Here is a 17,821-nt window from a genome sequence, read left to right as displayed (position 1 = left end):
AGGGGGACCCAATCGTCCCGGCGCCGGGGAGGTCGGCGCCGAAGGGATCGCCCGGGCGGGGGCCCCTTGAGTGCGGGTCAGGAGGAGAAGCAGGCGCCGGTGAACAGACCACTCACGTCCACGTCAGCCGTCAACCCGCCATAGGTCTGGAGAACTTCGACCACGGTCTGCCAACGGTCCGCCGTCATGAACCCCATTCCGTTCTCGATCGCTTCCGGTGTGCGTACGTGAGCCAGGGTGACATCCAGGATCAGCCGCTGTGTTTCCCGGTCGAGATTGTCCGGGTCGGAGGCAACGACGATATCCGTTGTCTCGTCCGGATTCTGGTGGGCATACTCCCAGCCGCGGGCAATGGCTCTGACCATCCCGCAGACAACGTCGGGGTTCTGCTCGAGGTAGTCCTTGGTCGTGAACAGCGCATTAGCCGAAGTTTCCACCCCGAAGTCGAATGGAACCCACACGTTTGTGTCGACCCCTTGCAGCCCGGCCACGATCGGCTCATTCGTCGCGAAGACGGTCACCAGATCAATGTCCCCTTCGAACAAGGGTGTCAGGTCGAACCCGACTGTCATCGTATCGACGGAATCGAGATCCACACCGTTCTTGACCAGCATCGCTTGGGTCAGCATCCATGGGCCGCCCTCCTGGAAGCCGATAGTCGTCCCAGCGAAGTCCTCAAGGGTCTCGATTCCCGAGTCGGCGCGCGCCATGACCGCGCCCGGGTGTTTTTGCAAAAAGGCGGCTGCGGTGACCAGCGGGATACCCTCGGAAGCGGCGAACACCAACGAGTTCATGTCGTGCAACCCGAACGTGTCGGTCCCGGCGGCTACGAGCGTGATGCTGTTGGTGTCGAACCCGCCCGGGTTGATGGTGACATCCAGGCCCTCGTCGGCGAAGAAGCCCTTATCCTGGGCTACGAGTTCCCCGGCGAACTGGGAACCCAGAAACCACGGCAGCCGGAGCGATACTGGGACAGGCTCGGGTGGCGGCGTGGTCGTTGGGGTCGGTGTGGTCGTCGGAGCGGATGTAGTTTCTGGAGCAGCGGATGTCGTTGTCGGGCTGTCGTCGGTCCCGCATGCGGCGGTGACCATTGCGGCTGCCACGAACACGACCAGCCAGGACCTTGTGTGACTTGTGATTCTCATGATGTCTCCCTCCAGTTATCGGATGCCGGTGGTGGTCCAGCGCCGGCCCCGTCGGTGCAGTTGCAGGACTCGCGAAGGATCAGACTGGTCTCAACGGTGACCGCAGGTTGGGACTCTCCCGTATCGATAGCCCGGCGGAGCGTCCGGACCGCCTCGTAGCCCAGGTCGTGGGCAGGAAGACGGGTCGTGGATAAGGACGGCGCGGCCAGCGCGGCGAACGGGATCTCGCCGTAACCCATCACTGCGACATCGCCGGGCACCCGCGCTCCAAGTTCCTTCACCGCGGTGATCGCCCCCAGGGCGAGGACATCCCCAGCACAGAAGATGGCGGTCGGCGGGGACTCGCAGTCCAGAAGTTGGACGGCAGCCTTGGCTCCTGCTTCCAGGCTCCAGTCCGAAGCAGCCACCACCACCTGGTTGCTGAGCGGTACACCGGCAGCCGAGAGAGCCCGGGACGATCCCCTGACGAACCTTGATGTCCCCCATCCGGCCGCGGGATCGATGATCCCGATCTGGCGGTGACCGTGCCCGATCAGGTGATCGACAGCCCGGTGGCCTGCCATGGCCTCATCGACCACGATCCGGGAGCCGCAGTCTGCGCTATTACTGTCAACAAACACGACAGGTCGAAGGGCGGACGCCGATCTGAAGATGGCGGCCGTCCTGTCATCCGGTCGGTCGAAGTGGATCACGATGATCCCGTCCACGTTCCGGCTGAGCAACTGATCGACGTCTCGTGAGACGACGCTCGAGTCGTAGTGACGAGTCCGGCAGAAGACGGGCAACCAACCCTCGATCTCCGACCCGTTCGAAACAGCCTCAAGGAACTCTGCGTAATAGTCGGTGAAGGACGGCACCATCACACCGATGGTGAAACTCGACTCGCGATCCTCTTTACGAGACCACGCCAGTTCCCTGTCGTAACCCAGCACGAGGGTTCGGGATCCCCGCTGCATGGAGACCAACCCGTCCTCGACCAGTTGGCGATAGGCAGCCCGCACCGTGTGGACATTGACACCCAAGTGCTCCGCCAGGTGGCCCATAGCCGGCAGGACAGAGCCGGGTTGCAAGACACCGGTGGCGATCAGCCGTGTCAGTTGCCGAGCGATCTGAGCGGCCAGCGACACCCGACTACCTCGGTCGATATTGATCCGATCTACGACCAGCAGATCCAATGGAGGTGTCTTGTCCATAAAAGAAGTATACACATCTAGATATCTAGAGCAACCCCTAACGGATAGCCTTCGTGGAGACTGAGCTGGGTGGGGTGGCATCCCCGGTTCCAGGATGAGACCTGGAATCGGTGAGCCGAGGAGGTTGACGCGGGCTCGGTTGGAACTTACAAACTTGTGATTATCGGTTACGGGAGGGAGGCAACCCCCATCGTGTCGTTACGAGAAAGGCTCCTCGGTGCCGGCCGGGGTGGGCTGCATGCTCAGGGTGAGAGTTACGGTGGTGCCCTTTCCGGGTGTCGACGAGATCTCGATGTTGCCGCCGTGGGCGCGGGCTACCTCCGCGGCCTGGGGCAGGCCCAAGCCCGCCCCCTGGTTGTCGCCCTGCCTGGTGGTGTAGAAGGGCGTCATGACGTTCTGCAGCACTTCCTGGGTCATACCGCAGCCTTCGTCTTTGACGATCACATCGATCCGGTCTTCGTCGGCCTCGACGGACACGGTGATCGGTGCGTCGGGCCGCTCACCGGCGGCCACGGCTTCGATGGAGTTCTGGACCAGGCACATGACCGCCAATGCCAAGCCTTCGGGGACGGCCAGACATTTCGGATCAGCCGGGTCCTCCCGCACGTCTACCAGGGGCTTCCCACCGCCGTCGGCGATGTAGGCATCCTCCGCGGCCCGCACAGCTTGCCGCACCAACCGGTTCAGGTTGACCTCCTGCCACGCGCCTTTGACGTTTCCGAGGTCGATCATGCCCTGTATTACCCGGTCGGCCCGGCCCAGGTTCCTCCGGATGTAGTCCATGTTGGTCCGGATTTCCTTGCTGATCCCCTCGATCTCGTCATCATCCCGGTCGTCACGGCTCAGAGCCTCCATAAGTTCATCCAGGAGTTCTGCAGATCCGTCGGTGAAGTTGGCTACGAAATTCAGCGGGTTCCTGATCTCATGGGCCACCCCGGAGGCCAGATCAACCATCTCCCGCAGCTTCTGCTGGGCAACCAACTGGTCCTGCGCCTCGCGGAGTTGGGACAGAGTCCGATCTAGTTCCAGGTTCCGGGTTTCCAAGTCGGCGTTGGCTGTGGCCAACTCGGCACTGAGCCGCTCCACGAGTTGCAGCCTCACGACCTCGATCGAACGGAGCCGCAACGTCTCCAACGCTTCACAAGCCTTGGAGATTTCGTCGTTGCCCCGCGGCTCGATGCGGTAGTCGAAGTCCCCCATACCGAGCCGTCTGGTCCAGATCTCAACCTCCACGGCACGCATACCCACCCAGACAACCAGGACCGTCTTGACCCAGGCGATGACCATTGTGGTAGTCGACAGGACTACCAGCACCGGATTGCCCCACTGGATTGCGGCGACGGTCAGCGTCACCAGCAGCACGTTGACCAGCAGGATCAGAACGAAATGCTGGATCGAGTAGCGCCGGATGCTGAACCGGGACATCCCTAAGGGGTCGTTGCTGTCAATCCGCTGTTCTGGCGGTCTCTGATCGCTCATCTGTAGTTCCCCCCGCTTCGGAGAGTATCGGTTCTGCCCGGCCGATGCCCCGTTCGGGCGCAACCGGACATCGCAGTCCGGTGCTCGTGCCCCAAGACTATGCGCGCGGCCACCGGAGTAGCGGGCGGCGAGGACGGGTCTACGACTCTCCGTCGGGCGTCTGGCGGAACTCGCCGACCTGCCGGGAGTCGATCGGCTGGCCGGATAGGAGCCGCTCCAGGGCTTGGCTGAGGATGAGGGCGTCGGTCTCGCCGAGGAACTTGCCCACGATCCTGCCGCCGGAGATGAAGACTGTCTCGGGGACGCCGAAGATACCGAACTCGATGGCGGCGCGGGAGCCTGGATCCGATAGGTAGGAGGTGGTCTCCCCCCGGCCCAGCTCGTCGAGGAAGGCGATGGCGCGGGCCGGATCGTCCTGGAAGGCAATCCCCAGGAACCGTACCGATCGGTCCCGGTAGGCGTCGGCCGTCGAGATGAGGTCGGCGTGCTCGTTCCGGCATTGCAGGCACCAGGAGGCGAAGAAGTTGACCACGACCACATCCTGCGAGCCGCTCAGTTCCGCCAGGCTCAGGGAACCCTCAGCGTCCAGGTAGGGGAGGGTCAGGTCGGGAACCGCCGCGCCTACGACCGGCGAACCACCCTGGCCGCCGCCGTCCCCGAACCGGGCGGCGAAAACGGATACCGCCAGGCCGACGACCACCAGCCCGGCCACCAGCAGGTAGCGCCCGCGGGGGCTCATCCTCCGGACCCCAACATCCGCCGGGCCTCGGTGATTCTCTCCTCGATCGCCTCCCGGATGCCATCGGGGAGGTCCTCGTCCAGCAGGGGTTCGAGGTGTTCCAGGGCGCCTGGCGCGTCCTGCTCGGCCAGCAGCAGCAACCCGAGGAACAGGTGGGCCTCCGAGTAGCCGTCATCGGTGGCCAGGGCTTCTTCCAGGTAGGATCGGGCGATCCCGGCATTGCCCGACTCGAAGCTCATCCAGCCGACTCTTGCGAGGGCGCGTGACCGGCGGGTGAGGTCCAGGGTCCCTTCCAACGCTCCCAGGTAGTGGGGGAGGGCATTGGAGAACTCGCCGGCCTCGAAGTACCGGTCGGCGAGACTGAGCCGCATGGCGGCTACCCCGGGCACATCGGGGTTGGCGGCGATGACCGCTTCCATCTGCTCGTTGGTCACCTCCGAAAGGTCTACCTGTGTCTCGGTGTTGCCGGTAACGAAGCCCCCCTCCCTCGGCCGGATTGCCAGGTATGCGGTCACGGAAACCGCGATCACGGCGCCGATCAGGAGCAACGTCCCGGTCGTGCGCCTCCCGGATCGACCGGGCGTTGCCTGCTCCGGGGATGCGTCCTCTGTCCCGGCCTCGATGGAGTCCAGTTCCTGCCGGTACCGCTCGATCAGCCGCCGGGCTGTCGCGGCGTCGAGCTCCTCCTCGGCCAGCTGCCGGTGGACATCCCGGATGTCCGCCTCGATCAGGGCTCGCCGCCGGCCTGCTGGTAGCCCGTCAGCCATCGACGGGCTCCGGCCGCCGGATCAGGCGCCGAGCGGCCAGCCAGGCGCCGGCGATGGCCACGCCGGCCGGCAGTACCCAGAGCAACACCGTCGTGCCCGAGAAGCGGGGGTCAAGTCGGATGCCCTCGAACCTGGCCTCGAGGTAGTCCAGGATCTGCTCGTCGCTCCAGCCCTCGTCCACCTTCTCCTCCACGAACCCGAGGATGTCGTTGGCATAGGGCGTGGGGGAGTCGACTATCGATTCCCCCTGGCAGACCGGACACCGAATCCTGGCGCCGAGCGCCTCCACCCGGTCCCGGTCGCTCGGCTCACCCACCACCAGGCCCCATCCGACGACCCCGGCCAGGATCAAGGTCGCGGCGCCGGCCAGGATGGCACGGCGGTCAGCCACGGCCGGCTCCCACGGTTCGCCTCCTCCGGCCCGCCACGGACGAGAGCGAGAAGCCGGCGCCCGCGGCGGTCACCAGCCCGCCCAGCCATACCATCCACTGGAGCGGGTAGCTCCATATGTCGGCCACGATTCCCGAGCTGTCGAGCCTGGTAAGCGAGACATACAGGTCTCCCCGCGGCGTCGAGTACACCGCGGGCGTGACGACCGGAGGCACGCCGTTGCCGTAGCTGTTGAGGCTCGGAGCCAGCACGGTTACGGCCTCACCGCCTCGTGACACGTCCAGGCGGGCGCCCAGGACGTCCCGGTTCGGCTCGGCGCGCGAGAACGGGGTCCGGTAGGTGATCTCGTAGCCGGCGAAGGAAGTGGTCTCGCCCGGGCTCAGGGCGATGGACCCCGAGGCGGAGAGGTTGGCAGACACCGCGATCCCCACCGCCAGGATGGCCACCCCGATGTGCGAGATCTGGCCGCCCCAGTAGCCGGGATCGCGTCTCATCAGGTACCCCACCGCGGCCATCGATCCTCCGTGTGCTGCCCTGGCCCGCCTGCGTGCGAGCACTGCCAGGTGCCGGACGATGGCGGTGACCACGAAGACCGCCAGCAGGACCACCACGATCACGTGCCGGTTGCGGCTGACCAGGAGAACCAGCAGGCCTGCCAGCCCGAGGGCGACCCGCACCGGCGTCCGCAACCGCTCCCACAACACCTGGCGGCGCGCCACCCGGAATGGCGTGACGGGGCCGATGCCCATGGCCAGGATCAGGCAGTAGGAGAGCGGTACGGCCCACCGGTCGAAGAACGGCCGGCCCACGCCCACCGTGCTGCCCTGGAAGGCTTCCACGGCCAGCGGGAACAGGGTGCCCGAGAGCACCACGAAGGCGAACACGGCCAGGAGCAGGTTGTTGAGCAGGAAGGCGCCTTCCCGGCTGGCGAGCGAGTCGAGGCGGGGAGCGCTGCCCACGAGATGGATGCGGGTGGCGAACAAGGCCAGGGACCCGGCCAGGATCACCGCCAGGAACGCCAGCAGGACCGGGCCGATGGACGATTGGGTGAAGCTGTGCACCGAGGCGATCACGCCCGAGCGGGTAAGGAATGTTCCGAGAATGGTGGCTGCGAAGGCGCCTATCACGAGCACGTAGTTCCAGGACTGGAGCACGCCGCGGCGTAGCTGGACCACCGACGAGTGGATGAATGCGGTGGCCAGCAACCACGGGATGAAGGAGGCGTTCTCGACCGGATCCCAGGCCCAGTAGCCGCCCCAGCCCAGCACCTCGTAGCTCCACCAGGCGCCCAGTACGATGCCGGCGGTGAGAAAGGCCCAAGCGGTGAGCGTCCAGGTGCGGGTGGTCCGGAGCCAGGTCTCACCCTGGTCGACGGTGGCCAGCGAGGCCATCCCGACCGCGAACGGCACCGAAAAGCCCACGTATCCCACGTACAGGACGGGCGGGTGGACGGCCATCAGGATGTGGTTCTGGAGCAGGGGATTCGCGCCCCGCCCGGCGCCGGGAAGGTCGACGACCGACCACGGCGCCCAACCCGACACGGCGCACCCGGCGGCATCGGCCGCGGCGGTGCAGACCGCGAAGGGGTTGGCGACCGTGGCCATCAGGCCGAACCAGAAGACGGCCAGCATCCCCAGCACGGACAGGGTCCCTCCGGCCAGCGGGTGGTCGCGCCGGTACATGGAGCGGAAGGCCGCTCCGGTGAAGGCGGCCAGCACCAGCCCCCACAGGACGATCGAGCCCTCGAGCGCGGCCCATCCGGCGGCGATCGTGAAGATCAGGGGGGTTCCGGCCCGATGGTTGTCGGCGATGTAGGCGATGGAGAAGTCACCGGCCAGGAGGCCGATCTCCAGCACCAGCATGGCGGCCGCGGCTCCGCCGAGGAGCCACATCACGGGACGCTTCATCCGCTCCATCGGCACGGCGGCCCGACCTGCCAGGGCGGGCAGTCCCCTCCAGGCCACTGCCGCCGCCGCCCCTAGAGCGACCAGGATCGAGCCGAGTCCCAGCCAGGCGATCATGGCCGGCTGGTCGGTACCTGGTAGGTGCCCTCGCCGTCCACGGCCCGGTACTGCTCGTCGTGGTTGATCAGCAAGGTGTCCGACCGGAATACGTCACCGTCCCAGGCCCCCTCGACGACCACCCCAACTCCGGTGCGGAACAGCTGGGGGACAGCACCGGCGTGCTCCACGGGTATCGATGCGTCGCCGTCCCCGACGATGAAGTGGACCCCGTCATCGGTCCCCTGCATCCAATCCGCCTCGACCAGGCCCCCCAGACGGAACCGGTAGCCGGGCTCCTGGCCGGCTCGCTGTTCGACCGCTTCCGAGGGTGTCAGGTAGTAGACGACGTTTTCCGTGAGGCCCCCCCACACCAGGAAGCCAGCCACGATCGCCAGGAGCGCCCCGGCCGGGATCAGGATGTGGCGACGGCTCATGTCTCCGGGGGAGGCCGCCGGCCGAGCCGCACAAGGCGGAACGCCAGGCGGGCCGCGTAGATCGCCAGCACCCCGTAGGCGACCAGGTAGCCGAACAGCACCCAGCTACCCGCCATCCCGGCCTCCGATCCGCGGAGGGTCAACCGACGCGCCAACCGGCTGAGATGTGGTTGCCGACCGGGCGACCGCCGCCTCGAGGCGGGCGATGCGAACCCGGACCAGCATCAGGTACGCGAGGGTGACCACGAAGGCGGCCAGCACGGCGCCCAAAGGCGCGACGAAGGCGGCGTCCATGGTGCTGTTGGCCAGGTCGGGACGGATGATGGAGGGACCCTGGTGGAGGGTCCGGAACCACAGCACCGAGTAGTGCACGATCGGCACCTGCACGAATCCGACGATCCCCAGCACGGCGCAGCGAACCGCCCGGACCCGAGCGTCCATGATCGACCGGCGCAGGGCCAGGTACCCCAGGTAGAAGAAGAACAGCACCGCGGTGGACACCATCCGGGCGTCTCCCCAGTCCCACCAGACGCCCCAGACGAAGCGTCCCCAGATCATGCCGGTGAGCAGGGTGATGGCTGTGAACAGCACCCCGACCTCGATCGCGGCCGCCGACACCAGGTCGGCCGCGGAGGAGCGGCGGATCAGGTACCAGGCCGCCGCCGCCAGGCCGGTACCGAGAGCGATGTAGGCGGTGATCGCGGACGGGACGTGGACGAACAGCAGTCGGGCGGCCTCTCCCTGGGTTTCCTCATCCGGGGCGGTCACCGACATGTAGAGGCCGACCACCATCAGGCACAGCGCCGCCACGCCGGTAGCGGCAATGACCCGGGACCTCGGACGGACAGCGGCGGCCGGGCCGGTCATCGGATCCGGTCGCTCTCAGGTCGGGCTGCGTGCGGCCGGGGAGATGGTGCCATGACGCGTGTCCTTACCGGGTGGTCTCGTCCATGGGCCCCGCCAGTAGCACGCCGACTATGACGAGGGCGAGATTCATGGCCACCAGCAGGAGCAACCAGGAAAGGCTACCCCGTTGGGAGATGGCGGAATCTGTCCCACGGGTGGTGGCCAGGAGGACCGGAACGGCCGGGGGTATCGCCAGCAACGGCCCGAGCGCGGTGCGCGCCCGCAGGCCGGTGACCAGCGCGCTCACCAGCGATCCCAGGAGCCCGAGCGCTGTTACCCCCGCGATCGTCAGCAATGCCAGCCATCCCCAGCCCGGCCTTCCCTCCGGTGCGTACAGGACGATCATCAGCGGGGCGAGCACCAGGGTCACGCCGAGCAGCAGGACGGCGCTCGCCAGGCTCCGCCCTAGGAAGCCGGCGGCGGGGTCGAGGCCGCTCAGCGTGAGCAGGTCCCTGACCGGGCCGGACTCACCGGCATCGGACCGTAGGGCAACCGTCATCCCGAACAGGATCACCACCAGCCAGAGCACCCCCGGTCCGATCCGGCGGAGTAGGGCGGTATCGGTGCCGGTGGCGAGTGGCGCCAGGAGGAGAGCGAGGGCGGCGAACGGGGTTGCCATCCGCAGCGTCGTCCCGCCCCGGACCTCGACCCGCAGGTCCTTGGCGAAGACCCATCCCACCTGTTCCCAGAAGGCACGGACCGTCATGGCGCCTCGCGGACGGTTCCGGCGGTCACCGACATCCTGCGGGTGAGTAGCGACCCCGCCCTGATGCGGTCGTGCGAGACCATCACCACGGCGCCGTCCCGGTCGGTGACCCGGGAGACCAGATGGTCGACCAGCGGGCCGGTGGCTTCGTCCAGGCCGGCATGGGGTTCGTCCAGGAGGAGCAGTCGCGGAGTCCAGCTGAGGAGGCGGGCGAACTCCACCCGGCGCTGCATCCCCAGGGAAGCGTGCGCGGCCTTCAGTCCCGCCACGCCTGCCAGCCCGACGGCGTGGAGGGGATCCCCACCAGCCGGGTAGGGCCGCAGTCCGGCCGGTAGGTCTACGTTCTCCCGGAGGGTCAGCTCGGGCCAGATGGCGGGGAAGTGGCCGATCAGGGCGATCTCGCGCCGGACCGGCACCAGGTCTCCGGATCTGGCGCCGGCGTCGACGCCGAGCACCGTACAGCTGCCGGAGCTGGGCCGGTGCAAGGTGGCCAGCAGGCGCAGCAAAGTGGTCTTGCCGGCTCCGTTGGGCCCGCTGACGCCGATGACGTCCCTGGCGTTGATGGTCAGATCGACCCCGTCGAGGACTACCGACCCGGCGGTGGCGTACCCGACGCCGGCGCAACGGACCAGGGGTGGGGAGTTCACGGCGCTGAGTGTATAGCCCGGTTGCCGGCTTGCCGTCCACTGGCTTCGCTCTCGGACGGAGCCCCGAATCCTCTCGATGAGGACGTCGCTCGCGTGCGCCGCCAGGGAGTGCAGATCGGCCAGGTCGGAGGTGAGCCCGGTGCCACCCGGCTCTGCCAATGCGACCACGAGCGCATCGATCGCGGATCCGCTGCGGACCAGGTGCCTGAAGTTGGGGGTGTCCTGTACCGAACAGAACCCCCTTGGCTAGGGTGTTCCTGTCGGGGTTATGGGGAAGGGAGACAGCGGAGGGCAGCGGAGTCGAACCGCAGCGCCTCTACGCTCAATGGTTATCAGACCAAGTCCCGTCCGACGGGCAATGCCCTCCGACCGGAATCCCCCTTCCCCACCCCACCTTATCACTATCCCCCTGAATGCTTCTCTGCTTCAAGCTAAGTAACGTAGATCGCGAAAATCACGGAACCAGCCCCGCCCGCTGGGCCCTCCCCCTCCGCCACCACCTTGGTCCGAGGCGCGGCCCGCCATGCCCTTGGTGGGGCGCCCTCGAACGATTTGATCCCTCGCACGGCCCCGGTCGACGTCGGGAGCCGTTGGTAATTACGGTATCCAGCAACGTATAGCGGGGGTGTGACAAGTTCAACCCCCTTGTTGCCGGGCACGGCCCGGGTAGAGGTCGAGATCGATCCCGGATCGGTCGATGTGCCGTTCACCAGGTCGTAAGACCTGACGAACCAGCGACTCGGGGCCCTATAGCGTGTCGGTGTTCAGCACCGGTTGGGTGGCCTTGTCGCCGCAGAGGACTACGAGCAGGTTGCTCACCATGGCCGCCTTGCGCTCCTCGTCCAGATCGACGATCCCGCGGGTGGAAAGTCCTTCGAGCGCCATCTCGACCATGCTCACCGCACCTTCCACGATCTGGCTGCGGGCGGCGATGATGGCCCCGGCCTGCTGCCGCTGGAGCATCGCCGACGCGATCTCCGGCGCGTAGGCCAGGTGGGTGATCCGGGACTCGAGCACTTCCACGCCTGCCTTGCCGAGCCGGCCCTGGATCTCGGTCTTCAGCTGGTCGGCGATCTCCTCGGTGTCGCCGCGCAGCGAGATCTGGCACTCCTCCTGCGTGTCGTACGGGTAGCGGGTGGCCAGGTTGCGAACCGCCGACTCGCTCTGGACGTGGACGAAGTTGACGTAGTCGTCCACCTCGAAGCTGGCCTCGGCGGTGTCGGCCACCTTCCACACCACAACCGCGGCTATCTCGATCGGGTTGCCGTCGGTGTCGTTGACCTTCGACCGTTCGGTCTCGAAGTTGCGAACCCGCACGGAGATGCGCCGTTTCGAATAGAGGGGGTTGGCGTACCGGAGTCCGGTATCGCGGACCGTTCCCACGTAGCTTCCGAACAGCTGGAGCACGCGAGCCTCGTTGGGGGCAACGGTGAACAGGCCTCCCATCAGGATGAGAATGACGGGGATCAGCAACGACGTGACCAGGATCATCCAGAGGGTCCCGTCGATGATGCCCCGGATCAGTATGTACACGTCGAGGGCTAGAAGCAGCACGAGGATCATTAGCGCGAGCACACCCGACGGCACCCTGCGTATACGTTCCTCGATCATCTGCTACGCCCTTCTCCGATTGCTCCGAGAATACCGCCGGCTCGCCGGTAGCCGGCCCGGCCCGGTGGCCTCGGCATCCGGCGACACTCATCAGCGTACCCACCTACTAACAGTTGTCATCTGTGATACAGTACGTTCACGAGCGTGATCCAAGAGAGAGAAGATGGCATCGACGGCTTCGGAGGCGTTGATGGATGCCAAGGACGACGCCGAGGCCGAGGCGTGAGGACGGAACGACCCCATGGGAAGGGAACACCCGATGGCTACAGCCACTGAAGGCTACGTAGAAGCGCAGACCGGGCGGCTCAAGGCTGAAGTGCAAAGTCAGGTGATAGAGGCGATTCAGCAGTCCGACAGAGCCCGATTCCGGGAAACGATGTGGCTGGCCACATTGATGGTCGCATCGGTGGCCTCTGCTGCCGGTCTTGTCATAGCGGTTCTGCGATGAGGGTAGATCCGCCGTAGGTTCAGCCCATGGCCGCTGTCAGCTAAGTCGGCGTGCGGCCACCGTGGAGTATCAGGGGGTCCGGCGGCGGGAGGCGAGCTCCGCCAGCACTTCTCGGGCGCTGACACCCCGTTCGGCGAGCAGGACCAGCAGGTGGTAGACCAGGTCTCCCGCTTCCTCGGCCACCCGCCGGTCATCGGCCCGGCCCGAGTGGTGGAGGAGAGCCGCCTCGGCCAATTCCGAGGCCTCCTCGATCAGCTTGCGCCCGGTGGCCGGTGGTCCTCCCTCTGCCAGCCGGACGGTGTAGGACCCGGCTGCCGACTCCGATGAGATCCGGTCGGCAATGGTCCGCCACAGCGTCTCCAGGTCGGCGAATCCCTGCGGCGCGGGAGCATCCCCGCCGTCGGGGTTCTCGAAACAGGTGCGGCTTCCGGTGTGGCAGGCCGGCCCGGCCGGCTCGACCTTCATCACCAGCGTGTCCCGGTCGCAGTCCACGCCGATCTCGACCAGCCGGAGCGTGTTGCCGCTCGTCTCGCCCTTCTTCCAGAGCCTCCGGCGGGAGCGCGACCAGAAATGCACCTCGCCGCTCGACAGGGTGAGGCCCAGCGCCTCCCGGTCCATCCACGCCATCATCAGCACTTCGGCGGTGCGGTGGTGCTGGACGACGGCCGGGACCAGCCCCCGGTCGTCCCAGGTGATGGATAGGCCTGACATGGCGGCCCGCTCAGACATGGCGGACCGGTATCCCTGCCTCGTCCATCACGCGCTTGATCTCGCCCAGCTCAACCTCCCGCCGGTGGAAGATGGAGGCGGCCAGCACCGCCGACGCCCCGGCATGCACCGCCTCGACGAAGTGGCGAGGCCGGCCGGCCCCGCCGGAGGCGATCACCGGCACGCCGACCGCCCCGGTGATGGTCCGGAGCAGCCTGGTGTCGAAGCCGATATTGGTGCCGTCCCGATCCATGGAGGTCAGCAGGATCTCGCCGGCGCCGCGGGCGACCCCTTCCGTGGCCCACTCCACCGCATCGCGTCCGGTGTCGTGCCGCCCGCCGGTCACGTAGACGTTCCACGATCCTCCGGGCATGGCCTTGGCGTCGATGGCGAGCACCACGCACTGGCTCCCGAACGTATCGGCGCACCGGTCCAGGAGGTCGGGGTCCCGCACCGCGGCGGTATTCAGCGACACCTTGTCGGCCCCGGCCCGCAGCACCCGGCGCATGTCGTCCACCTCCCTCACCCCTCCCCCCACGGTGAGCGGGACGAAGACGTTCTCGACGGTGCGATGGACCACGTCGAGGAAGGCGAACCGGCCCTCGGGCGACGCGGCGATGTCGAGGTATACGATCTCGTCCATCCCCTCCTGGGCGTAGCGTCCGGCCAGCTCCACGGGGTCGCCCTCGTCGGTGAGGTTGACGAAGTTCACCCCCTTCACCACCCGTCCGTGCTTGACGTCCAGGCAGGCGATGATGCGCTTCCGCAGGGCCATCAGCCGTCCCCGGATCCGCCGACCGACCGGGACCACGTCTCGACCTCGGCCACGAAGTTGGCCAGGACGCGAAGCCCCTGATCCCCGCTCCGCTCGGGGTGGAACTGGACGCCGATCCGGCGACCGCTGCGGACGGCGGCCGTGAACGGGCGGGGGTACTCGGCGTAGGCGATGGCGATGTCCGGGTCCTCGGGGACGGGCGCGTAGCTGTGGACGAAGTAGAACGTGGCCCCCGGGGGGATGCCCTTGAAGAGCGGGTCCCGACCCTGGCCGCTGCCGGGGAAGATCAGGTCGTTCCATCCGATGTGAGGGAGCAGCGGAGCGTCCTCGAGCTCCTGCACCCGCCCCCGGTCCAGGCCCAGGCAGGCCTGGCCGTCCTCGTCGCTCACCTCGAAGAAGAGCTGCAGGCCGATGCAGATGCCGAGTAGCGGCCCCTGCCACGACTTGAGCGGCTCCACGAGCCCTTCATCCGTCAGCCGGCTCATGGCGGCGCCCGGAGCGCCCACGCCGGGCAGCACCACCGCTTGGGCGGCGGACAGGTCCGCCGGACCGGTGGCGACGGCGACCCTGGCCCCGGCCCGCTCCAGACCCTGGCTGATCGACACCAGGTTTCCCGCGCCATGATCGATCACCGCCACCAGGGGCGGAGGGGTCATGAGGCCTCCGGGGACGGTATCCCCTTGGTGGAAGGCACCCCGCTGCGCCGTGGGTCGGGGGAGACGGCGGCCCGCAGGGCCCTGGCCAGCGCCTTGAAGGCGGCCTCGGCCACATGGTGATCGTTCCGCCCGGTGGCGGTCAGGTGCATCGTGATCCCGGCGGAGCGGGCGAATGCCTCCAGGGCGTGCGGGATGTTCTGGGCGGTCAGGGCGCCGATGGCGGGGTTGGCCAGTTCCAGGTCGGTGACGCTGTAGGGACGGCCCCCGACGTCCACGGTGGCAACGGCGATGGCCTCGTCCATCGGCACGCGGGCGTCGCCGAAACGGTGGATGCCGGTGCGGTCGCCCAGGGCGGCGCCGAGCGCCTCGCCCACGCACAGGGCGGTGTCCTCCACCGTGTGGTGGTCGTCCACCTCCACGTCGCCCTCCGTGGTGACGGTGAGGTCGAACAGGGCATGGTGGGCGAAAGAGGTCAGCAGGTGATCGAAGAAGCCGATCCCGGTCCGGACAGCAGCGTCGCCGCTCCCGTCGAGGTCGAGCATCACCGAAACCCGGGTCTCCTTGGTGCTGCGCCGGCAGGTGGCTTTGCGGGGCATTCAGGCCTCCTCGCTGTCGGTGGTGGTGCGGACGGTGGTCGGGTCGAATCGCATGGAGGCCGCCATCCGGTGGGCGTCCAGACCCTCGGCGGCGGCGAGCTCCTCGATGACCGGGCGGATGGTTGCCAGGCCTTCTCTCGTCAGCGTCTGGACCTGCCGCCACGATCCGAAGTCGGCCACTCCCAGCGGTCCGTGCGACCTCGCCAGCCCTCCGGTCGGGAGCACGTGGTTGGCGCCGGTGGCATAGTCGCCGGCGGACTCCGGCGACCACCGGCCGACGTACACCGACCCGGCATTGACGACTCCGGCGGCCGTCTCCGGCGCGCCGGCGGTGAGCACCGAGACGTGCTCGGCCGCGTACTCGTTGGCGAAGCCCACCGCGTCGTGAATGGTATCGGCGATGAGGATCCATCCGTGGTCGGCCACGGCGGACTTGAGAATGTCCCGCCGGGGGAGTAGCGGCAGCAGGCCGGCGATCTCGGTCTGCACCCCGGTCGCCAGCTCCGGGTCGGTGGTGACCAGGACGGCCGGGGAGTCGGGACCGTGCTCGGCCTGGCAGAGCAGGTCGATGGCGACCAGGCGAGGGTCGGCGGTATGGTCGGCCACCACCAGGACTTCGCTCGGGCCGGCCGGAAGGTCGATGGCGCAGTCTCCGAACACCTCGAGCTTGGCGGCGGTCACCCAGGCGTTGCCCGGCCCCACGATCTTGTCGACGGAGGGGATGCTCTCGGTGCCGTAGGCCAGGGCGGCGATGGCCTGGGCGCCGCCCATCGCGTACAACTCGTCCACGCCCAGTAGGCCGGCCGCCGCCAGCAGTGTGGGGTCGATCCGCCCGTTCTCGTCGCTTGGGGTGGCCACCGCTATCTCGGCGACCCCGGCGACCTGGCCAGGGACCACCGTCATTACAAGGCTCGACGGGTAGCCGGCCTTACCCCCGGGAACGTACGCCCCCACCCGCCGGAGAGGGGACCAGAGCCGGTCGATCCGCACGCCGGGAGCGGTCTCGTGGGAGCTGGCGGTGGGCTTCTGGGTCTCGTGGTGCCGCCGGACCGCGTCGATGGCCCGTTCCAGGGCCTCCCGAACGCCGGGCTCGGTATTGTCGAGGGCGGCGGCAATCTCGGCCGGCGCCACCCTGGGGTCGGGTCGCCCGCCGCCGTAGGAGGCGCCGGCTTCCGCCAGCGCCCGGGCTCCCTCCTGGCGGATCTTCCGGCAGATGGACGCGACGGCCCGGCGGACCCCGGGGTCGGGCACTGCCGTCCGGTCGAGTATCCGCCGCCGGTCGCCGGCGTCTAGGCGCGACAGCCGGCGCACCCTCAGCAGGCCGGAGGAGTCGGGAGGGCTCACGGGATCAGCTGTCCGATCGGCAGGACCAGGATGTCCTGCCCGCCGGCCGCCTTGAGCCCGGGTAGCAGGTTCCAGACCTCGTCACGCCCGACAACCGAGTGGATCGACACCATGCCCTCCTCTGCAAGGGGGATGACGGTGGGCGCCTCGAGGCCCGGGATGAGGGCGGTGATCTTCTCCACCGTCTCGCCGGGAGCGTTGAGCAACAGGTAGCGCTTCTTTCTCCCGGCCAGCACAGATTCGATCGCCGTCACCACCGTCTCGATCTCGAGTTGGCGTAGATCGGGGTCCGGGACGCCGGTCCCGACGGCGCCAATGAGCACCGCCTCGCTCTGCATGATGGTCGCGACAGGCCGGAGCCCGTTGATGAGCATGGTGCTTCCCGTTGACACCAGGTCGGCCACCGCGCTCGCGAACCCCAGCTTGGGCGCAACCTCCACGGAGCCGCGGAGCTTCTTTACGAGCACCCGGCTGCCGAGCTTGGAGAAGTACCGCCTGGTCAGGTTGGGGTGTGACGTGGCGACCGTCATCCGGTCCCGGAAGTCCTCCGGATCCTGGACCGCGGAATCGACCGGAACCGCCAAGGTAAGGGAGCACCGGCCGTAGCCGAGCGGAAGCAGGGTGGTCACGTGCTCGAACCCGTTCCCCCGCCGCAGTTCCTCGAGCAGGTCGAGCCCGGTCACGCCCAGGTCGGCCACGCCGTTCTCGACCAGATCCACCACGTCCTCGGCACGGACGAAGAGGAGTTCGATGCCGGCGTTGCGCACCTTCACCGACAGCACCCGTTCGCTCTGCTCGAACGACAGGCCCGCCTCTCTGAGGAGGGCGATGGTGGGTTGCCGGAGCCGGCCCTTGTTGGGTACCGCGACGCGGAGCGACCTACCGGGCATCGTGACCAGGCGTGTCGAGCCTGCCCAGGGCGATGCGGTATCCGCCCGTCCCGAAACGGCGCCACTCGTTGACCCGGCCCACGGTGGTGATGGAGGCGCCGGTCTGCTCGGACACCTGCCGGTAGGGGAGGCCGGACTCGAGCATTGTGGCCACCTCCCACCGGCTCGACAGGCCCTCGATCTCGGTGCGGGTGCAGAGGTCGCGCAGGAAGAGCGCCATCTCGTCAACCGTCTCGAGGCTCAGCAGGGCGCGGCACAGAGCGTCCAGGTTTCCGGTTCTCCAGTTGTGATCGGGCATGTTCATATTCTGCGACTCCAAGGGGGCCGGGTGCCGGGGATCATGGATCATATCACACTATTGTACTAGTGTACTAATACATTAGA

The 17,821-nt window shown here is 67.7% G+C and carries 20 protein-coding genes; 1 reads left to right on the top strand and 19 read right to left on the bottom strand.

What is annotated here, in order from left to right:
• Positions 1–77 precede the first annotated feature (77 nt).
• The 12 genes from ACOQPD_RS03710 to ACOQPD_RS03655 all read right to left on the bottom strand — a co-directional run bounded on the left by ACOQPD_RS03710 (position 78) and on the right by ACOQPD_RS03655 (position 12,020).
• Entirely contained in the window at positions 78–1,145 is a 1,068-nt protein-coding gene (locus ACOQPD_RS03710) for an ABC transporter substrate-binding protein (RefSeq protein WP_420613557.1), read from the bottom strand.
• Positions 1,142–2,338: a substrate-binding domain-containing protein gene (locus ACOQPD_RS03705; protein ID WP_420613556.1), complete on the bottom strand. Its 1,197-nt coding sequence runs from the start codon at positions 2,336–2,338 to the stop codon at positions 1,142–1,144. Before ACOQPD_RS03705 ends, ACOQPD_RS03710 begins: the two co-directional genes overlap by 4 nt.
• 198 nt (positions 2,339–2,536) lie before the next feature.
• The gene (locus tag ACOQPD_RS03700) at positions 2,537–3,817 is read right to left on the bottom strand and encodes a sensor histidine kinase (RefSeq protein ID WP_420613555.1); all 1,281 of its coding nucleotides are present in this window, start codon (positions 3,815–3,817) and stop codon (positions 2,537–2,539) included.
• A 139-nt stretch (positions 3,818–3,956) separates the two neighbouring features.
• Complete coding sequence (locus ACOQPD_RS03695) at positions 3,957–4,556, bottom strand: TlpA family protein disulfide reductase (RefSeq protein ID WP_420613554.1); 600 nt, start codon at positions 4,554–4,556, stop codon at positions 3,957–3,959.
• Entirely contained in the window at positions 4,553–5,323 is a 771-nt protein-coding gene (locus ACOQPD_RS03690; RefSeq protein ID WP_420613553.1) for a tetratricopeptide repeat protein, read from the bottom strand. The genes ACOQPD_RS03695 and ACOQPD_RS03690 overlap by 4 nt, the downstream gene beginning before the upstream one ends.
• Positions 5,316–5,714, bottom strand: coding sequence for a cytochrome c-type biogenesis protein (locus tag ACOQPD_RS03685; RefSeq protein ID WP_420613552.1), 399 nt, complete (start codon positions 5,712–5,714; stop codon positions 5,316–5,318). The genes ACOQPD_RS03690 and ACOQPD_RS03685 overlap by 8 nt, the downstream gene beginning before the upstream one ends.
• Complete coding sequence (locus ACOQPD_RS03680) at positions 5,707–7,734, bottom strand: heme lyase CcmF/NrfE family subunit (protein WP_420613551.1); 2,028 nt, start codon at positions 7,732–7,734, stop codon at positions 5,707–5,709. Before ACOQPD_RS03680 ends, ACOQPD_RS03685 begins: the two co-directional genes overlap by 8 nt.
• On the bottom strand, positions 7,731–8,150 hold the full coding sequence (locus ACOQPD_RS03675) for a cytochrome c maturation protein CcmE (RefSeq protein WP_420613550.1): 420 nt from the start codon (positions 8,148–8,150) through the stop codon (positions 7,731–7,733). The genes ACOQPD_RS03680 and ACOQPD_RS03675 overlap by 4 nt, the downstream gene beginning before the upstream one ends.
• Positions 8,151–8,255: 105 nt before the next feature.
• Positions 8,256–9,017, bottom strand: a complete 762-nt coding sequence (gene ccsA, locus ACOQPD_RS03670) for a cytochrome c biogenesis protein CcsA (RefSeq protein WP_420613549.1) — start codon at positions 9,015–9,017, stop codon at positions 8,256–8,258.
• A 64-nt stretch (positions 9,018–9,081) separates the two neighbouring features.
• Complete coding sequence (locus ACOQPD_RS03665) at positions 9,082–9,762, bottom strand: heme exporter protein CcmB (protein ID WP_420613548.1); 681 nt, start codon at positions 9,760–9,762, stop codon at positions 9,082–9,084.
• Positions 9,759–10,577 carry an ABC transporter ATP-binding protein gene (locus tag ACOQPD_RS03660; RefSeq protein WP_420613547.1) on the bottom strand — a complete coding sequence of 273 codons (819 nt, stop codon included), beginning with the start codon at positions 10,575–10,577 and terminating at the stop codon, positions 9,759–9,761. The genes ACOQPD_RS03665 and ACOQPD_RS03660 overlap by 4 nt, the downstream gene beginning before the upstream one ends.
• A gap of 579 nt (positions 10,578–11,156) precedes the next feature.
• Complete coding sequence (locus ACOQPD_RS03655) at positions 11,157–12,020, bottom strand: SPFH domain-containing protein (protein WP_420613546.1); 864 nt, start codon at positions 12,018–12,020, stop codon at positions 11,157–11,159.
• Positions 12,021–12,279: 259 nt separating this feature from the next.
• On the opposite strand from ACOQPD_RS03655, the gene ACOQPD_RS03650 reads away from it, so the two are divergent.
• On the top strand, positions 12,280–12,468 hold the full coding sequence (locus tag ACOQPD_RS03650) for a hypothetical protein (RefSeq protein ID WP_420613545.1): 189 nt from the start codon (positions 12,280–12,282) through the stop codon (positions 12,466–12,468).
• 69 nt (positions 12,469–12,537) lie between these two features.
• Here ACOQPD_RS03650 and hisIE read toward each other — a convergent pair whose 3' ends face one another.
• The 7 genes from hisIE to ACOQPD_RS03615 are packed head-to-tail and all read right to left on the bottom strand — an operon-like array spanning position 12,538 to position 17,741.
• The gene (gene hisIE, locus ACOQPD_RS03645) at positions 12,538–13,197 is read right to left on the bottom strand and encodes a bifunctional phosphoribosyl-AMP cyclohydrolase/phosphoribosyl-ATP diphosphatase HisIE (RefSeq protein WP_420613544.1); all 660 of its coding nucleotides are present in this window, start codon (positions 13,195–13,197) and stop codon (positions 12,538–12,540) included.
• Positions 13,190–13,951 (bottom strand): imidazole glycerol phosphate synthase subunit HisF, encoded by a 762-nt coding sequence (gene hisF, locus ACOQPD_RS03640; RefSeq protein ID WP_420613543.1) that lies wholly within the window; start codon positions 13,949–13,951, stop codon positions 13,190–13,192. The genes hisIE and hisF overlap by 8 nt, the downstream gene beginning before the upstream one ends.
• Positions 13,951–14,607, bottom strand: coding sequence for an imidazole glycerol phosphate synthase subunit HisH (gene hisH / locus ACOQPD_RS03635; protein WP_420613542.1), 657 nt, complete (start codon positions 14,605–14,607; stop codon positions 13,951–13,953). The genes hisF and hisH overlap by 1 nt, the downstream gene beginning before the upstream one ends.
• The gene (gene hisB, locus ACOQPD_RS03630) at positions 14,604–15,203 is read right to left on the bottom strand and encodes an imidazoleglycerol-phosphate dehydratase HisB (RefSeq protein WP_420613541.1); all 600 of its coding nucleotides are present in this window, start codon (positions 15,201–15,203) and stop codon (positions 14,604–14,606) included. Before hisB ends, hisH begins: the two co-directional genes overlap by 4 nt.
• A complete protein-coding gene (gene hisD, locus ACOQPD_RS03625; protein WP_420613540.1) occupies positions 15,204–16,547 on the bottom strand; it encodes a histidinol dehydrogenase in 1,344 nt (447 codons plus the stop codon).
• Entirely contained in the window at positions 16,544–17,437 is an 894-nt protein-coding gene (hisG, locus tag ACOQPD_RS03620; RefSeq protein WP_420613539.1) for an ATP phosphoribosyltransferase, read from the bottom strand. Before hisG ends, hisD begins: the two co-directional genes overlap by 4 nt.
• Positions 17,427–17,741, bottom strand: a complete 315-nt coding sequence (locus tag ACOQPD_RS03615) for a YerC/YecD family TrpR-related protein (protein ID WP_420613538.1) — start codon at positions 17,739–17,741, stop codon at positions 17,427–17,429. The genes hisG and ACOQPD_RS03615 overlap by 11 nt, the downstream gene beginning before the upstream one ends.
• Positions 17,742–17,821 lie beyond the last annotated feature (80 nt).

It is taken from the genome of Candidatus Spongiisocius sp. (genome assembly GCF_965221825.1).
In the GTDB taxonomy this organism is placed as follows: Bacteria; Actinomycetota; Acidimicrobiia; order Spongiisociales; family Spongiisociaceae; genus Spongiisocius.
Note: the sequence above shows the minus strand (reverse complement) of the source record. Positions and strands in the feature narration are given on the sequence as shown.